Origin of the sequence: Burkholderia sp. AU33545 (assembly GCF_020419685.1) — a bacterium.
Lineage (GTDB): Bacteria > Pseudomonadota > Gammaproteobacteria > Burkholderiales > Burkholderiaceae > Burkholderia > Burkholderia diffusa.
The window spans coordinates 162,485-178,716 of the sequence record NZ_JAIZRQ010000011.1; the positions used below are offsets into that span (position 1 = coordinate 162,485).

The 16,232-nt window shown below is 64.7% G+C and carries 15 protein-coding genes; 4 read left to right on the plus strand and 11 right to left on the minus strand.

Translation table 11 applies throughout. The features are described from left to right. Positions 1–26: 26 nt before the first annotated feature. Entirely contained in the window at positions 27–2,414 is a 2,388-nt protein-coding gene (locus tag LGM71_RS30985; RefSeq protein ID WP_108064679.1) for a penicillin-binding protein 1A, read from the plus strand. Between the two features lie 82 nt (positions 2,415–2,496). Here LGM71_RS30985 and cyaY read toward each other — a convergent pair whose 3' ends face one another. Then, positions 2,497–2,823, minus strand: a complete 327-nt coding sequence (gene cyaY / locus LGM71_RS30990) for an iron donor protein CyaY (RefSeq protein ID WP_059599785.1) — start codon at positions 2,821–2,823, stop codon at positions 2,497–2,499. Between the two features lie 36 nt (positions 2,824–2,859). Here cyaY and lptM point away from each other — a divergent pair, with 36 nt between their 5' ends. Continuing rightward, the gene (lptM, locus tag LGM71_RS30995; protein WP_124628070.1) at positions 2,860–3,141 is read left to right on the plus strand and encodes an LPS translocon maturation chaperone LptM; all 282 of its coding nucleotides are present in this window, start codon (positions 2,860–2,862) and stop codon (positions 3,139–3,141) included. Positions 3,142–3,225: 84 nt separating this feature from the next. On the opposite strand, the gene msrQ is transcribed toward lptM, so the two are convergent. The 5 genes from msrQ to LGM71_RS31020 form a co-directional block, all read right to left on the minus strand. Beyond that, the gene (msrQ, locus tag LGM71_RS31000; protein ID WP_226118327.1) at positions 3,226–3,915 is read right to left on the minus strand and encodes a protein-methionine-sulfoxide reductase heme-binding subunit MsrQ; all 690 of its coding nucleotides are present in this window, start codon (positions 3,913–3,915) and stop codon (positions 3,226–3,228) included. Between the two features lie 20 nt (positions 3,916–3,935). Next, a complete protein-coding gene (msrP, locus tag LGM71_RS31005; RefSeq protein WP_124628072.1) occupies positions 3,936–4,931 on the minus strand; it encodes a protein-methionine-sulfoxide reductase catalytic subunit MsrP in 996 nt (331 codons plus the stop codon). A 158-nt stretch (positions 4,932–5,089) separates the two neighbouring features. Further along, positions 5,090–6,280, minus strand: a complete 1,191-nt coding sequence (gene ccsB / locus LGM71_RS31010) for a c-type cytochrome biogenesis protein CcsB (RefSeq protein ID WP_226118310.1) — start codon at positions 6,278–6,280, stop codon at positions 5,090–5,092. A gap of 4 nt (positions 6,281–6,284) precedes the next feature. After that, positions 6,285–8,501, minus strand: coding sequence for a cytochrome c biogenesis protein ResB (locus LGM71_RS31015; RefSeq protein ID WP_226118312.1), 2,217 nt, complete (start codon positions 8,499–8,501; stop codon positions 6,285–6,287). A 204-nt stretch (positions 8,502–8,705) separates the two neighbouring features. Further along, positions 8,706–9,359, minus strand: a complete 654-nt coding sequence (locus LGM71_RS31020) for a c-type cytochrome (protein WP_226118328.1) — start codon at positions 9,357–9,359, stop codon at positions 8,706–8,708. A 218-nt stretch (positions 9,360–9,577) separates the two neighbouring features. Here LGM71_RS31020 and yihA point away from each other — a divergent pair, with 218 nt between their 5' ends. Both yihA and hemB read left to right on the plus strand, forming a co-directional pair. After that, the gene (gene yihA / locus LGM71_RS31025) at positions 9,578–10,237 is read left to right on the plus strand and encodes a ribosome biogenesis GTP-binding protein YihA/YsxC (RefSeq protein WP_226118314.1); all 660 of its coding nucleotides are present in this window, start codon (positions 9,578–9,580) and stop codon (positions 10,235–10,237) included. A gap of 253 nt (positions 10,238–10,490) precedes the next feature. Further along, positions 10,491–11,489 carry a porphobilinogen synthase gene (gene hemB, locus LGM71_RS31030; protein WP_124628078.1) on the plus strand — a complete coding sequence of 333 codons (999 nt, stop codon included), beginning with the start codon at positions 10,491–10,493 and terminating at the stop codon, positions 11,487–11,489. A 116-nt stretch (positions 11,490–11,605) separates the two neighbouring features. Here hemB and dsbD read toward each other — a convergent pair whose 3' ends face one another. From dsbD to rpsD, 5 genes are all read right to left on the minus strand, one after another. After that, positions 11,606–13,441, minus strand: coding sequence for a protein-disulfide reductase DsbD (dsbD, locus tag LGM71_RS31035; protein WP_226118316.1), 1,836 nt, complete (start codon positions 13,439–13,441; stop codon positions 11,606–11,608). Then, complete coding sequence (gene cutA, locus LGM71_RS31040) at positions 13,434–13,760, minus strand: divalent-cation tolerance protein CutA (RefSeq protein ID WP_059599777.1); 327 nt, start codon at positions 13,758–13,760, stop codon at positions 13,434–13,436. The genes dsbD and cutA overlap by 8 nt, the downstream gene beginning before the upstream one ends. A gap of 208 nt (positions 13,761–13,968) precedes the next feature. After that, on the minus strand, positions 13,969–14,364 hold the full coding sequence (rplQ, locus tag LGM71_RS31045; protein ID WP_006477175.1) for a 50S ribosomal protein L17: 396 nt from the start codon (positions 14,362–14,364) through the stop codon (positions 13,969–13,971). A 136-nt stretch (positions 14,365–14,500) separates the two neighbouring features. After that, positions 14,501–15,478 (minus strand): DNA-directed RNA polymerase subunit alpha, encoded by a 978-nt coding sequence (locus LGM71_RS31050; RefSeq protein ID WP_006477176.1) that lies wholly within the window; start codon positions 15,476–15,478, stop codon positions 14,501–14,503. A 124-nt stretch (positions 15,479–15,602) separates the two neighbouring features. Next, entirely contained in the window at positions 15,603–16,226 is a 624-nt protein-coding gene (gene rpsD / locus LGM71_RS31055) for a 30S ribosomal protein S4 (protein ID WP_012362893.1), read from the minus strand. Between the last annotated feature and the right edge of the window lie 6 nt (positions 16,227–16,232).

Sequence of the window (16,232 nt, forward strand, 5' to 3'; positions counted from 1 at the left end):
TCGCGGGACTGTTTTCCGGTATGCCTATGCAATCCACGTCTCCTACGTCCCCGCCTCCCGCGCCCGAGCCGAAGAAGCGATCCTGGTGGCTGAAAGTCCTGATCGGCGTCGCCGCGATGTGCGTGGCCCTCGTCGTGGCCGGCGGCCTCGTGCTCGGCTACGCGCTCGTCGTCGCGTGGCCGAACATGCCGTCGCTCGAAGCGCTGACCGACTATCGTCCGAAGGTACCGTTGCGGATCTACACGTCGGATCACGTGCTGATCGGCGAATTCGGCGAGGAACGCCGCGACATCGTCCATTTCAAGGACGTGCCCGACTCGCTCAAGAAGGCGATCCTCGCGATCGAGGACGCGCGCTTCTACGATCACGGCGGCGTCGACCTCACCGGCATCGCCCGCGCCGGTTTCGTCGCGCTGACGAACGGCCATGCGTCGCAGGGCGCGAGCACGATCACGATGCAGGTCGCGCGCAACTTCTTCCTGTCGAGCGAAAAGACCTACACGCGCAAGATCTACGAGATGCTGCTCGCGTACCGGATCGAGCGCGCGCTGACGAAGGATCAGATTCTCGAGGTCTACATGAATCAGATCTATCTCGGTCAGCGTGCGTATGGCTTCGCGAGCGCGGCGCGGGTCTACTTCGGCAAGGACCTGAAGGACATCACGCTCGCGGAAGCGGCGATGCTCGCGGGGCTGCCGAAGGCGCCGTCCGCGTATAACCCGGTCGTCAATCCGAAGCGCGCGAAGGTGCGCCAGGAATACATCCTGCAGCGGATGCTCGAGCTGAACTTCATCACGCGCGAGCAGTACGACGAAGCCGTCGCGCAGCCGCTCGTCGTCAAGGGCGCGGGCCGCGAGTTCAGCGTGCACGCCGAGTACGTCGCGGAAATGGTCCGGCAGATGATGTACGCGCAGTACCGCGAGGAAACCTATACGCGCGGCTTCAATGTCGTCACGACGATCGACTCCGCCGACCAGCAGGTCGCGTACACGGCGCTGCGCAAGGGCATCATGGATTACGAGCGCCGCCACGGCTATCGCGGGCCGGAAGGCTTCATCGAGCTGCCGGCCGGCGCCGATGACCGCGAGCAGGCGATCGACGACGCGCTGCTCGAGCACCCCGACAACGGCGAACTGGTCGCGGCGGTCGTCACCGCCGCAACCCCGCGGCAGATCACCGTCGCCTTCATCGACGGCAGCAGCGCGACGATCGAAGGCGACAACCTGCGCTTCGCATCGGGCGCGCTGTCAGCCAGCGCGCAGCCGAACCGCCGCATCCGTCCGGGCGCGATCGTCCGGGTCTCGAGGAACGACGCAGGCAAGTGGGCGATCACGCAGTTGCCGCAGGTCGAAGGCGCGTTCATTTCGATCGTCCCGCAGGACGGCGCGATCCGCTCGCTCGTCGGCGGCTTCGACTACAACAAGAACAAGTTCAACCACGTCACGCAGGCGTGGCGGCAACCGGGTTCGTCGTTCAAGCCGTTCATCTACTCGGCGTCGCTCGACAAGGGCCTCGGACCGGCCACGGTGATCAACGACGGCCCGCTGTATTTCAGCGCCGCGGAAACCGGCGGCCAGCCGTGGGAGCCGAAAAACTACGGCGGCGGCTTCGAAGGCCCGATGTCGATGCGCACTGCGCTGCAGCGCTCGCGCAACCTCGTGTCGATCCGGATCCTGAACCACATCGGCACGAAGTACGCGCAGCAGTACATCACGCGCTTCGGCTTCGACGCCGACCGCCATCCGGCCTATCTGCCGATGGCGCTCGGCGCGGGCCAGGTCACGCCGCTGCAGATGGCCGGCGCGTACTCGGTGTTCGCGAACGGCGGCTTCCGCGTGAATCCGTACCTGATCGCCGAAGTGACCGATCCGAATGGCGCGATCGTCGCTCGCGCGCAGCCGCTCATCGCCGAGCAGAACGCGCCGCGCGCAATCGACGCGCGCAACGCGTACGTGATGAACAGTCTGCTGCAGAGCGTCGCGCAGCGCGGCACCGGCGCGCGCACCAACGTGCTGAAGCGCACCGACCTCGCCGGCAAGACCGGTACGACGAACGATTCGCACGACGCATGGTTCGCCGGCTACCAGCACACGCTCGCGGCGATCGCGTGGATCGGCTACGACAACCCGCGCAGCCTCGGCGATCGCGAAACCGGCGGCGGCCTGTCGCTGCCGGTCTGGATCGACTACATGGGCGCGGCGCTGAAGGGCGTGCCGGAGTTCAAGCCGACGATGCCGGACGACGTCCAGGCGCTCGGCAGCGAGCTGTACTTCACCGAGTTCACGCCGGGGCACGGCTTCGTATCGACGGTCGGCGTGCCGCAGGCGCCGGCGGTGCAGAACACCGACGAACCCGTACCGCACGTCGACGAGCAGGAGAAGCAGGACATCATGAACCTGTTCCGCGGCCATTGACCCGCATGGCCCGAGCATGAAAAAAGCGCCCCGCAGGGCGCTTTTTTCTTGTGCTTCGATCCGGCGTATCGGGTGCCGGACGTTACGCGCCGAACGTGATCGGCAGACCGGCCTGCTGCGTCGCGTAGTCGGTGAGCGCCGCGAAGAACTCGGCGCCCGTGCGCGTGTCGCGCCATTCGCCGTCCACGAAACGGTAATGGAATCCGCCCGCCTTCGCGGCGATCCACAGTTCCTTCATCGGCGGCTGGAGATTGATGATGATCTTCGAGCCGTTCTCGAACGTCAGCGTCAGCACGCTGCCGTTGCGCTCCAGATCGATGTCGTGATCGCCATCGTTCGCGGCATCCACGGTACGCTCGACGGCCGCCAGCACGGCCTCGGCACGGGCCAGGTATTCAGTATCGGACATGCTAAACTCTATCGGTTAAATTGTTCAGGGACGATCATGCGAGTCGTTTTCCGGATGAGCGCGATTGTAGCGGCTTTGGCGATACTTGCCGGCTGCGGTCAACGCGGCCCGCTCTATCTGCCCACCGTGCCGCCGTTGCCGGCGAAGCCCATCCAGCAGCAGGACACGCCGCCGTCGGACGTCATGCCGACCGATGAAAACGCGTCGTCCGAGAGCATTCCCGATTCTTCCGGCACGCCGCTCACGCTGTCGCCGGAGCTGTCGAGCGATGCGTCGAGGGCCGCGACGCCCGCATCCGGTCCGGCTGTCGCGCAGTAATCGCACACCGCCACTCGCGCGGCTCCGTTCGCAACAAAGGCGATGACGTCCCGTCATCGCCTTTTGTTTTTCCAGGCGCGCACGTCATGCACGGATGCGGCGCCAGCCCCATTCAAGCAGCCGCCAGCCGAGCAGCACCGCTACGATCGTCGCGTAGAGCTTCGGCTGTTCGAGATTGTGTTTGCCGGCCCGCATCCACCAGAAATGCAGCACACCGAACAGCGCAATCGCATAGATTGCGCGATGCAGCGTCGCCCAGTGACGGCCGAGCCGGCGCACCATCGCCCGCGGCGACGTCGCGGCCAGCGGAATCAGCAGCACGAACGCGGCGAAGCCGACCGTGATGAACGGACGCTTGCCGACGTCCTTCAGGATCGCGAGCACGTCGAACCACTTGTCGAACCACAGATACGTCGTGAAATGCAGCGTTGCGTAAAAGAACGCGAACAGGCCGATCATCCGACGAAAGCGCAGCAACGCGGGAACACCTGTCACGCGCCGAAGCGGCGTGACGGCGAGCGTGACGCAGAGCATCACCAGCGTCCAGAGGCCCGTCGAACGCGTGATGAACTCGATCGGGTTCGCGCCGAGCCGGTCGGTCAGCCCGAACAGCACCACGCGCGCGAGCGGATAGAGGCCGGCCGCGAAAACCAGCACCTTGGCGGGAGCAAGCCAGCGCGGCGAGGCGTTCCGAACCGTGCCGGCCCCTGCACCACCGGCGGCAGCCGTGCGCATGCCGGACGCGCGCGCGGGCGTCAGCGTCGAAGGAGGGATGTCGTTTCTCACCGGCGCGCTCAGAAGTTCTTTTTCAGATCCATGCCCTGATACATCGACGCGACGAGATCGCCGTAGCCGTTGAACATCAGGGTCTTGCGCTTCGGCGTGAAGAAGCCGTCCTCGCCGATCCGGCGCTCGGTCGCCTGGCTCCAGCGCGGGTGATCGACGTTCGGGTTCACGTTCGAATAGAAACCGTATTCATTCGACGCATACGTGTTCCAGCTCGTCTTCGGCTGCTTGTCGACGAAGCGGATCTTCACCAGCGACTTCGCGCTCTTGAAGCCGTACTTCCACGGCACGACGATCCGCACCGGCGCGCCGTTCTGGTTCGGCAGCACCTGGCCGTACACGCCCATCGTCAGCAGCGTCAGCGGATTCATCGCCTCATCCATCCGCAGCCCTTCCGAGTACGGCCAATCGAGCACCGGCGTCGACAGCCCCGGCATCTGCGACGGATCGGCCAGCGTGATGAACTGCACATATTTCGCGTTGCCGGTCGGCTGTACGCGCTTGATCAGTTCGGACAGCGGCACGCCGATCCACGGAATCACCATCGACCATCCCTCGACGCAACGCAGCCGGTACACGCGCTCCTCGAGCGGCGCGAGCTTCAGCAGTTCATCGAGATCGAACACCTTCGGGTGCAGCACCTCGCCCTCGACGCTCACGCGCCACGGGCGCGGCCGCAGCGTGCCCGCGTTCTGGGCCGGGTCGCTCTTGTCGGTGCCGAATTCGTAGAAGTTGTTGTAGGACGTGATGTCCTTGAACGGCGTCACCTTGTCGGCCGCGACGAACCTCGGATTGGTTTTCGCCGCGAGCTTCGCGGCCCGCGCGTCCGGCGACGCATAGGCCGCGAACGCCGCGCCGCTGCCGCCGAGCAATCCGCCCGCCGCCGCCAGGCCGGCGGCCTGCAAGACACGCCGCCGGTTCTCGAACACCGCGCGCGGCGTAATCTCGCTCGGCGCGATATCACCGCCGGTCAGTACGGTGCGCAAAGGGTGTTTGATCCACATCGTGCTGCTCCTCCTGCATGCGCGGCGCGCACGCTTCATGGGTGTTCGACCCGAGCCGTCCTGCGCCGTTCGACGCCCGGACCGTCCGCCCGTTACAAAAGAAAACCGCCGGGCACGCAGTGCGCCGGCGGTCTTTTGTCGGACCAACGTCGGAAATCTTACAGCTTGCCGTAGCTATGCAGCCCGGACAGGAACATGTTGACGCCGAGGAACGCGAACGTCGTCACGAGCAGGCCCGTGAGCGCCCACCAGGCGGCGACCGCGCCGCGCAGGCCCTTCATCAGGCGCATGTGCAGCCAGGCCGCGTAGTTGAGCCATACGATCAGCGCCCAGGTTTCCTTCGGGTCCCAGCTCCAGTAGCCACCCCATGCTTCGGCGGCCCACAGCGCGCCGAGGATCGTCGCGATCGTGAAGAACGCGAAACCGACCGCGATCGACTTGTACATCACGTCGTCGAGCACCTCGAGCGTCGGCAGACGATCGGCGAGCATGCCGCGCTCCTTCATCAGATACGCGACCGACACCATCGCCGACAGCGCGAAGCTGCCGTAGCCGATGAAGTTCGCCGGGACGTGAATCTTCATCCACCAGCTCTGCAGCGCCGGCACGAGCGGCTGGATCTGCTGCGCGTCGCGCGCGACCGAGTACCACATCAGGAAGCCGACGGCCGCGCTGATGACCAGCAGCACGAACGCGCCGAGCGAGCGCGTGCCGTAGTGGCCTTCGTAATACAGGTAGAGCAGTGCGGTGATCAGGCTGAACAGCACGAAGACTTCATACAGATTCGACACCGGGATATGCCCGACGTCGGCACCGATCAGGTAGGACTCATACCAGCGCACCATCAGGCCGGTGAAACCCATCAGCACCGCGACCCACGTCAGTTTCTGGCCGATCGCGGAGCCCGACTCCGAGCGCGCGAGCAGGCCGATCCAGTAGAAGATCGTCGCGAGCACGAACAGCGCGCTCATCCACAGGATCGCGGACTGGCTCGACAGGAAGTACTTGAGGAAGAACGCCGAATCGGCACGCGCGAGATCGCCCTGGTAGATCTGGATCGACAGCAGCGACAGCACCGCGATCGACGCCATCATCAGCCGCGCGGGCTTCCAGCGCCAGCCGAGCACGACAAGCGCCGGCACCGTGCCGATCATCACCGCCTTGTCGTAGTAATTCATGTGTTCGTTGTAATGCACGAACGCATAGCCTGCGCCGACCACGAGAGCCAGGGCGAACAGCCAGTCGATGATCGACAGGCGGGCGAGGAACGGACGGTCGTCGAACAACGGCGCCGGATTCGAGGCCTGAACCGGCCCCGAACGGGAAGAGGAGACTTGAGTGAGATCCATGATGTTACCGGGTGGAATTCTCGGAATCGGAACCGCCGCCGGCAGGCGGACGGACAGTCGCTGCCGCACCGGCGGGTGCGGCGTCGCGTGGCGTGGCGCGCAAGGCGGCGCCGGCCGCGTCGCGCGTCTGCACGAATTCTTTCTCGAAATCGAAGGTCTTGCGGGCCGTGGACATCGCCATCACCACATCGACGCCCGAACCGGCATCCTTGAGCCAGAACCAGAGGCGCCGCTCGCGCACGTAGAACATCGAGAAGATGCCGGCGACCAACAGCAGGCTGCCAAGATACACCAGATTCTTGCCGGGTGCGCGCGTCAGCTGAAATACCGAAGCTTGCACCTGCTTGAAGGAGTCGAGCTGCAAATAGACCGGCGATCCGTACAAGAAGCTGTCGGATAGCGCATTGATCGCGTTCTGCACGAAGCGGATCGTGTCGGCGCCCTGCTGCGCGGCCGGCTCGCCGGCATGCTCGCGCGCGATCTGCCAGACCTCCCACATCGAACCCTCGAGCATGCGCAGCAGCAGGCTGGCCGCCTTTTCCTGCTCGGCCTTCGGCACCGAGCGGTCGATGAACGTCGCCACCGCCTGGAAGCCGCCGACCGGCTGGCCGTCGGCGCCGCGGCCGATGCTGTCGTCGCTCGCCGCAAAGAGGGTCAGCACCTTGAACGCACTGTCCTGCAGGCGGCCGCGCAGCGACGCTTCGGTCGTCGGCAGCGAACGCTGCGCGAAACGTGCGGCGGCGTCGGCACGCACGGCCGGATCCTCGAGCGCGGCGCGCAGGCGCATCCATTCGCCGATCGAATCCTGGCTATCGGCCGGAATCCGCATGTACCGGAACGGATCGTTCGGGCTCGCGCGCACGCCGGCGAGGAACACGCGCGTGCCGCCCATGTCGACGGGCAGCATGTAGTTGTTGAATTCGCGCGCCTGACCGTCCTTGCCGCGAATCTTGTACTGGACCGACGGGCCGATGTTGTGGAGTTGCATCGGCTTCGACGTCTTCGCGCCCGAACCGAGCCGCTCGTCGAACGCTTCCTTGAGCGACTCCGTCTTCGCGACGCCGCGCACGTCCGGCTTGCCGTTCGCGTCCGCCATGTTCTCGACGTTGATCGCGCGGAAGTCGGAGAATTCGATCGTGTCGCCGTCGCTGCCCGGCATCTGCAGCGGCGCCGTACTGCCGATCGTGCCCTTCACCGCGAAGGTCTTCGCGTTGCCGCCCGTCATCGGGTAGGCCGTCATCTCCATCTGCGAGCCGCCGTCCTGGAAGCTCGACTGGTAGATCGACACGCCCTTGTACGTGAACGGCTTGTTGACCTCGACGCGCGCCGGGATCTTCTGGCCCGTCTCGCGATCGATCACGACGATGTCGCTCGCGAACAGCTTCGGCATCCCGGTCGTGTAGTAGTCGACGATGAACTTGTTGAGCTGGATCGAGAACGGCAGGTCCTGGATCAGCGAGCCGCTCGGCTGGTTCAGGATCGCGGTCGACACGAACTGGCCTTCCGGCACCCACGCGTAGCCGCGGAACGTCGGGTTCGACGCGGACAGCCGGTGGTCGGGCGAAATCTCGCTGATCGTCGCGCTCGTGTTGACCGGGCTCTTGCCGAACAGCCACATCTGGAATTTGATCGGCAGGTTGCTGTCCAGCAGGCCGCCGATACAGATCACGACGATCGCAAGGTGCGCGGAGATGTAGCCCCACTTCGTCAGCGCGCCGCGTTTCGCGGAGATCAGCGTCGCGCCTTCGGTTTCACGCACGACGTGCTTGTAGCCGGCCTTGGTGACGAACGTGGTGAGCGTGGCCGCGACGGTCGCGCGCGTACCGGACGCCGAGTATTCGGCCTTGTGGTGGAAGGCGCGCAGGCTGCCTTCGCGGACCTTGTCCTTCCAGCTCTTCGCGTCGGCGAGCATCTTCGGCGCGTTGCGGATCACGCACAGCGAGATCGACACGACGAGGAAGATCAGGATCAGCATGAACCACCACGCGCTGTACACGTTGTACAGGCCCAGCGAGCGGAAGATGTCCGCCCAGAATGGCCCGAACTGGTTCACGTAGTTCGGATATGGGTCATCCTGGGTCAGGACCGTGCCGACGATGCTCGCGATCGACAGCACCACCAACAGTGCGATCGCGAAGCGCATCGAGCTCAGCAGCTCGACTGCGCGCCTGGACGCACTTTGACCCGACTTCGACTGCAACCCCGACGTGGTAACGCTCATTCAAACTCCGACTAAGGGGAAACAGCCCCCACGCTCACTATGTTCGCTGCCCACCCAAGGGGGGCGGTCAGCACTCTTGGGACGGCCCGGCGAGTGCCGACAAAAAAGGGCGAGGCAACCGCAACGGTGCGGCGCCCCACCCTTTTCTTGTTCTGACGCCGGCCGCCCTTCGGGCGCCCGGTCATTCCATTCGCGACCGTCCGTTCAACGCAGGCCCGCGATGTAATCCGCGACGGCCTTGATCTCGTTGTCCGACAGACGCGATGCGATCTGATGCATCGCCTCGTTGTTGTTGCGCGCGCCGACACCCTGCTGGAATGCGGTCAACTGCGCAACCGTGTAATCGGCCCACTGCCCCGACAGACGCGGGTACTGGACCGGAATCCCCTGTCCCGTCGGCCCGTGGCAGCTCGCGCAGGCGGGCACACCCTTTTCCGCGATGCCGCCGCGATAGATCTTCTGGCCGATCGGCACGGTCGCCGCGTCGCGTGCGGTGCCGAGCTTCGTCGTCTGCGATCCGTAATACGCGGCGACGTTGCGCATGTCGTCCGCGCTCAACGCGCTCGCGAACCCGACCATCACCGGATTGGTCCGCGCCGGCCCCTTCGCGCCCGGCTGGGCCTTGAAGTCGTTCAACTGCTTGACCAGATATTCGGGATGCTGGCCGGCGAGCTTCGGGAAACTGCCCGATGCGCTGTTGCCGTCGGCGCCGTGACACGACGCGCAGACTTGCCCGGCAATCACCTTGCCGCGGTCCAGATCCGGCTTTGCCGCATCCGCCGCGTTTGCCTCCGCTACGAAACCTACGAACCCTGCTGCAACCTGAAGCACCATCAGAGACTTGCACAGTCGATTCATTCGCACACCCTGTTTCGTCTTGTGGGAATTTGAGGTTCTGCAAAAAACGACGTCGACCAGTCTACCGCAGAAGCTGCATAAAAGCGCGAGGCAGGCGCCCGCAACCCTTCGGCAAAACCGGCGTATTGTACAATATCGCGCTGAAAGCTCCCGCGCCTATCGGGGCTACCCCGCCTCCACCAAGCGGCTCGCGCCGCCCCGTCCCTCCGGTTTCCCCCATGGCCTTTTTGCTCCATCAAGCCCGCTTCTACACGACCGTCAACCATCTGCGCGACCTGCCGCCGACGGTACAACCGGAAATCGCGTTCGCCGGCCGCTCGAATGCCGGCAAATCGACGGCGATCAACGTGCTGTGCAACCAGAAGCGGCTCGCGTTCGCGTCGAAGACGCCAGGCCGCACCCAGCACATCAACTACTTCTCCGTCGGCCCGGCCGCCGAGCCCGTCGCGAACCTCGTCGACCTGCCCGGCTACGGTTACGCGGAAGTGCCGGGGGCCGCGAAGGCCCACTGGGAAATGCTTCTGTCGTCCTATCTCGCAACGCGTTCGCAGCTGTGCGGCCTGATCCTGATGATGGATTCGCGGCGCCCGCTGACCGACCTCGATCGCCGGATGCTCGAGTGGTTTGCGCCGACCGGCAAGCCGATCCACACGCTGCTGACGAAGTGCGACAAATTGACGCGCCAGGAAAGCATCAACGCGCTGCGTAACACGCAGAAGGGACTCGACGCGTATCGCGACCAGGGCGTGAAGGGCAAGCTGACCGTCCAGCTGTTCTCGGCGCTGAAGCGCACGGGGCTCGACGAGGCTCATGAACTGATCGAGAGCTGGGTGCGGCCGTCCGTCGCCGACGAAAATAGCGAGCCTGTAGGACAATGAGCGGGCAACGCGCGGCCGGGATCGGCCGGGCGCACCTGACGGCACCTGCGGATTCGGCCGGCTCATAAAAAAACCCGCCGTTGAACGGCGGGTCAAACAGCCTAATCGAATAACGACAGGCACCCGCTCAGGGAGGAGAAGCGGGGAGTTGCACGCGACGCGTGCCGCTCGATCGCTATCATATACCAACGATCTCGAAAATGACCTAAGGGTTCCGTAAGGTCCTTCTTGCCCTGATTTCTGCCAAATCGCCATGAGCTTCCATCCGCTTCATCGTCCGCGCCGGATGCGCCGCGACGACTTCTCCCGGCGCCTGATGCGCGAAAACCGCCTGACCACCGACGACCTGATCTACCCGGTTTTCGTCGTCGAAGGCACCAATGAACGCCAGGCCGTCCCGTCGATGCCCGGCGTCGAGCGCGTATCGGTCGATCTGCTGATGCAGGTCGCCGAGCAGTGCGTCGAACTTGGCGTGCCCGTGCTGTCGCTGTTCCCGGCCATCGAGCCGTCGCTGAAAACGCCCGACGGACGCGAAGCGGCCAATCCGGAAGGCCTGATCCCGCGCGCTGTGCGCGAGCTGAAGAAGCGTTTCCCCGAACTCGGCGTGCTGACCGACGTCGCGCTCGATCCGTACACGAGCCACGGCCAGGACGGCGTGCTCGACGAGAACGGCTACGTGATCAACGACGACACGATCGAGATCCTGGTCGACCAGGCACGCGCGCAGGCAGAAGCCGGCGTCGACATCGTCGCGCCGTCGGACATGATGGACGGCCGCATCGGCGCGGTCCGCGAGATGCTGGAAAGCGACGGCCATATCCATACGCGCATCATGGCCTATTCGGCCAAGTTCGCGTCGGCGTTCTACGGCCCGTTCCGCGATGCGGTCGGCTCGGCGTCCAATCTGGGCAAGGGCAACAAGATGACCTACCAGATGGATCCGGCGAACAGCGACGAAGCGCTGCGCGAAGTGCGCCTCGACATCGACGAAGGCGCCGACATGGTGATGGTCAAGCCCGGGATGCCGTATCTCGACATCGTGCGCCGCGTGAAGGACGAGTTCCGCTTCCCGACCTACGTGTACCAGGTGAGCGGCGAATACGCGATGCTGAAGGCCGCCGCGATGAATGGCTGGCTCGACCACGACAAGGTCGTGCTCGAATCGCTGCTCGCATTCAAGCGCGCGGGCGCCGACGGTGTCCTCACGTACTTCGCGCTCGATGCTGCCCGTCTGCTGAAAGCGCAGCGCTGAGCCGCACGACGGCGAGTATCAGGAAAAACGGCGGGACACTTCATCGGTGTCCCGCCGTTCTGCGTTTGCGGTCCGGTGGGCGCAGCGGGCGCCCATGTGCGGCGGACGCGCGCGCCTTACACCGTCGGCACCGCTGCGCGATCGAGGCTGCGCAGGAACGTCTCGGCCGCCTGATAGCCGACCACGCGGCCGATTTCGTTGCCGTTGCGATCGAAGAAGATGATGCCCGGCGGCCCGAACAGGTTGAAGCGCTTGAGGAGCGCCTGGTCGTCCGGATTGTTCGCGGTGACATCCGCGCGCACCAGGTGAAGCTGCGCGAGCCGCGCCTGCACGCGCGAATCGGTGAACGTCAGATGCTCCATTTCCTTGCAGCTCACGCACCAGTCGGCGTAGAAGTCGAGCATCACGGGCCGGCCCGACGTCTTCAGCAGCGCGTCGAGTTCGCCGCTGGAGCGCACCGACGCGAACGCGGGGCCCACCTGCCCGGCTGCCGACGCATCGCCCGATGCAACCGTGCGCGTCGCGAGTACGGCCAGCGGCTTCACGGGGTCGTTGGAGCCCGCCGCGAGCCCGACGAGCAGCGTCGCGGCCCAGATCGCGAGCGCCGCACCGAGGCCACGACCGAGTCGGCGCCAGATCGACGCGGCGCCGGCATGCGGCGTGAACAGGCCGAGCGCCGCAGCCGCGACGAGCAGCCACAACGCAGCGAGCACCATCTTCAGCCCGCCCGCGAGCACTGGCCACACGATCCACAGCGCGGCCGCGAGCAGCACGATGCCGAAGAACACCTTCACGCCATCCATCCATGCGCCCGCGCGCGGCAGCACCGTGCCGGCACCGACGCCAACGACGAGCAGCGGCACGCCGAGCCCCAGTCCCATTGCGAACAGGGCAGCACCGCCGAGCCACGCATTGCCGGTGTGCGCGATGAACGCGAGCACTGCGAACAGCGGCGCCGTCATGCATGCGCCGACGACCAGCGCCGACAACGCGCCCATCGCCGCGACCGCGACGAAGTGACCGCCCTGCCGCGCGCGCGAAGCTTCGGCCGCGCCGTTCTGCCAGCGCTCGGGCAACGCGATGTCCTTGCCGGAAATCAGCGACACTGCGAATGCCGTGAGCAGCACGCCGAACGCGCCGAGCACCCACGGGTTCTGCAACCACGCGCCAAGGCTCTGGCCGACCAGCGCCGCAGCGATGCCCAGCACCGTATAGACGAGCGCCATGCCGACCACGTACGTCAGCGACAGCGCAAAGCCGCGCGCATGCGTCGCCCGCGTGCCTTGGCCGATGATGATCGCGGACACGATCGGAATCATCGGATACGAACAGGGCAGGAGACTCAGCACCACGCCCGCGACGAAATACAGCGCGACGATCGTGAAGAAGCCGTGCCCCTCGAGCAGCGACTGCGCGAAATCCGCGCTCGTGACCTTGTCGAACCAGTTGCCCGAGGCCGGTGCGCCGTCGGCCGGCGCGGCCGCGCCGAGCGCCGCACCGTCGACCTTCACGACGTGCTCCGCGGGCGGATAGCAGATCCCTTCGTCGGCGCATCCCTGCGACGTCACCGCGAGTTCGAACGGTCCCGCCGCCTGCTTGACCGGCACGTGAATCACGACCTCGTCGCGATAGGTCTCGACTTCTTTTTGGAACGTCTGGTCGAACTTCACGTGACCGGCCGGGAATTGCGGATCGCCGAGCGTCACCTGCCCGCCCTTCACAGCGAACGCGAACCGCTCGCGGTACAGGTAATAGCCATGGGCGACCTTGAAGCGGACGTCCACCTGCCCCGGCGACTCGCTCGCGCTGAACTTGAACGCGACCGACGGATCGAGAAAATCGTCGGCCGCGCGCGCGACCGACACGCCGGCCAGCACGAACATGAACGACAACAGGACTGCGAGGACCCGCAGCGCGCGCACGCGCACGGAAAGCGCCATACCGTTAAACATGAAATAGACGTTGAGTTTCGCTGGTCACCCACTGGCCGTACGCGGCCGAAGCCGTCGCCTGCCACGAGACGACTTCTGGCGTCTCGTAAGGATGATGCGCGAGAATAAATCGCTCCAGTTCGAGCGAGCGCATGGGGCTCGTCTTGAACAGCAACTGGATCTCGTCGGCCGTCTCGACCTTGCCCTGCCAGTGGTAGCGCGACTTGATCGCACCGAGTTCCGACACGCACGCGGCAAGCCGCGCATCGAGCGCGCCGTCGGCGAGCGCTGCAGCCGTCGCCGCATCCGGCACCGTCGTGAGCATCAACACCACCACCATACGCGCCCTCCTGGCTGGTTTTTACCGGCTTGCGCCGCCACGATTCGCCCATCGAGGGCCCGTGCCGACAGTTCCGTATCGTAGCGCAGCCCGCGCGACGCTGCCGGCCGCGGGCTGCGACAATCTTTCGCAGCCCGCGGCACGACAAAAAACAAAAAGGGCCAAGCAATCGCTCGGCCCTTTTCAGATACTGCTGCGTACTGGAAGCTTACTCGGCTTCTTGCACGTTTTCCGTTTCGTCGACTTCCGGACGATCGAGCAGCTCGACCAGTGCCATCGGTGCGTTGTCGCCGACGCGGAAGCCGAACTTCAGCACGCGCAGGTAGCCGCCCGGACGGTTCGCGAAACGCGGACCGAGCACGTCGAACAGCTTCGCCACCGAGTCACGATCGCGCAGGCGGTTGAACGCCAGGCGACGGTTTGCCAGCGACGGCTTCTTGCCGAGCGTGATCAGCGGCTCGACGACTTTACGGAGTTCCTTCGCCTTCGGCAGCGTCGTCTTGATGACTTCGTGCTCGATCAGCGAGTTGGACATGTTACGGAGCATAGCCAGACGGTGGCTGCTCGTGCGGTTCAGTTTCCGCAGACCATGACGATGGCGCATTTCAGTTTCCTTGATTCAAAGTTTTGATCCAGCTCTTCTATCGCACCGCTGGGGTGCACGGGCCGGTAACGAAAAAAGCAAGATGCGGATTTTAAAGGAAAATCCGCATCTTTGCCAACTACAGCAACAACCGGACTTACTTGTCGAGACCAGCCGGCGGCCAGTTTTCGAGCTTCATGCCCAGCGTGAGACCGCGCGAAGCGAGCACTTCCTTGATCTCGTTGAGCGACTTGCGACCGAGGTTCGGCGTCTTCAGCAGCTCGTTTTCCGTGCGCTGGATCAGGTCGCCGATGTAGTAGATGTTCTCGGCCTTCAGGCAGTTCGCCGAACGAACCGTCAGCTCGAGATCGTCCACCGGACGCAGCAGGATCGGATCGATCTGCGGTGCGCGCGACGGTGCCTCGGCGGCCGTTTCCGTGCCTTCCAGCGCCGCGAACACGGACAGCTGGTCGACCAGGATGCGGGCCGATTGACGGATCGCTTCTTCCGGCGTGATCACGCCGCTCGTCTCGATGTTCATGACGAGCTTGTCGAGGTCGGTACGCTGCTCGACACGTGCGCTTTCGACCGCGTAGCTCACGCGGCGAACCGGCGAGAACGATGCGTCGAGGACGATGCGGCCGATGATCTTGGCCGTGTCTTCGCCGTAGCGACGGACGTTGCCCGGCACATAACCGCGACCCTTCTCGATCTTGATCTGAACGTCGAGCTTGCCGCCCTTCGACAGATGCGCGATCACGTGATTCGGGTTGATGACTTCGCAATCGTGAGCCAGCTCGATATCGCCGGCCGTGACGACGCCTTCGCCTTCCTTGCGCAGCGTAACCGTCACTTCGTCACGGTTATGCAGCTTGAACACCACGCCCTTCAGGTTCAGCAGCAGGTTGACGACGTCTTCTTGCACGCCATCAAGCGTCGAGTACTCGTGCACCACGCCTGCGATCGTCACTTCGGTCGGCGCGTAGCCAACCATCGACGACAGCAGCACGCGGCGAAGCGCATTGCCCAAGGTGTGGCCGTAACCGCGTTCGAACGGTTCCATGACCACCCTCGCGTGGTTCTCGCCCAGCGATTCCACGGCGATGATCTTGGGTTTCAGCAAACTGGTTTGCATGGGCTTTCCTTTTCAATACCCTCGGCTCGTTACACCGATAAGGCTGACCGGTAACAACCAGAAAATAAACAGCCGAGGCCCCCCCTTGCATAACGCAATCGGGGTACCTCGGCCGTCAATCGGATTAACGCGAATACAATTCGACGATCAGGCTTTCGTTGATGTCGCCTGCGATGTCAGCGCGTTCCGGCATTTGCTTGAACGTGCCTTCGAACTTCTTCGCATCGACTGCAACCCAGCTCGGCATGCCGCCTTGCTCGGCCAGCGACAGCGCTTCGACGATACGCGCCTGCTTCTTCGCCTTTTCGCGGATCGCGACGACGTCACCCGCCTTCACTTGCTGCGACGGCACGTTCGCGACGACGCCGTTCACGGTGATCGACTTGTGGCTCACCAGCTGACGCGCCTCAGCGCGGGTCGAGCCGAAGCCCATGCGATACACGACGTTGTCGAGACGCGACTCGAGCAGTTGCAGCAGGTTTTCACCCGTGTTGCCCTTGCGACGGTCGGCTTCAGCGAAGTAACGGCGGAACTGACGCTCCAGGACGCCGTAAATGCGCTTGACCTTTTGCTTTTCACGCAGCTGCGTACCATAGTCGGACGTACGTGCGCCCGAGGTACGGCCGTGCTGACCCGGCTTGCTGTCGAGCTTGCACTTGTCGGCGAGCGAGCGGCGCGCGCTCTTCAGGAACAGGTCGGTGCCTTCACGGCGGGACAGCTTGGCCTTGGGGCCGATATAACGTGCCACTTTGCA

Excerpts from the sequence above, each read along its gene's own strand:
- LGM71_RS30985 (WP_108064679.1), top strand. The coding sequence starts at position 27 with ATGCAATCCACGTCTCCTACGTCCCCGCCTCCCGCGCCCGAGCCGAAG.
- cyaY (WP_059599785.1), bottom strand. The coding sequence starts at position 2,823 with ATGTCCGATACTGAATACCTGGCCCGTGCCGAGGCCGTGCTGGCGGCC.
- lptM (WP_124628070.1), top strand. The coding sequence starts at position 2,860 with ATGCGAGTCGTTTTCCGGATGAGCGCGATTGTAGCGGCTTTGGCGATA.
- msrP (WP_124628072.1), bottom strand. The coding sequence starts at position 4,931 with ATGTGGATCAAACACCCTTTGCGCACCGTACTGACCGGCGGTGATATC.
- ccsB (WP_226118310.1), bottom strand. The coding sequence starts at position 6,280 with ATGGATCTCACTCAAGTCTCCTCTTCCCGTTCGGGGCCGGTTCAGGCC.
- LGM71_RS31015 (WP_226118312.1), bottom strand. The coding sequence starts at position 8,501 with ATGAGCGTTACCACGTCGGGGTTGCAGTCGAAGTCGGGTCAAAGTGCG.
- LGM71_RS31020 (WP_226118328.1), bottom strand. The coding sequence starts at position 9,359 with ATGAATCGACTGTGCAAGTCTCTGATGGTGCTTCAGGTTGCAGCAGGG.
- yihA (WP_226118314.1), top strand. The coding sequence starts at position 9,578 with ATGGCCTTTTTGCTCCATCAAGCCCGCTTCTACACGACCGTCAACCAT.
- hemB (WP_124628078.1), top strand. The coding sequence starts at position 10,491 with ATGAGCTTCCATCCGCTTCATCGTCCGCGCCGGATGCGCCGCGACGAC.
- dsbD (WP_226118316.1), bottom strand. The coding sequence starts at position 13,441 with ATGTTTAACGGTATGGCGCTTTCCGTGCGCGTGCGCGCGCTGCGGGTC.
- cutA (WP_059599777.1), bottom strand. The coding sequence starts at position 13,760 with ATGGTGGTGGTGTTGATGCTCACGACGGTGCCGGATGCGGCGACGGCT.
- rplQ (WP_006477175.1), bottom strand. The coding sequence starts at position 14,364 with ATGCGCCATCGTCATGGTCTGCGGAAACTGAACCGCACGAGCAGCCAC.
- LGM71_RS31050 (WP_006477176.1), bottom strand. The coding sequence starts at position 15,478 with ATGCAAACCAGTTTGCTGAAACCCAAGATCATCGCCGTGGAATCGCTG.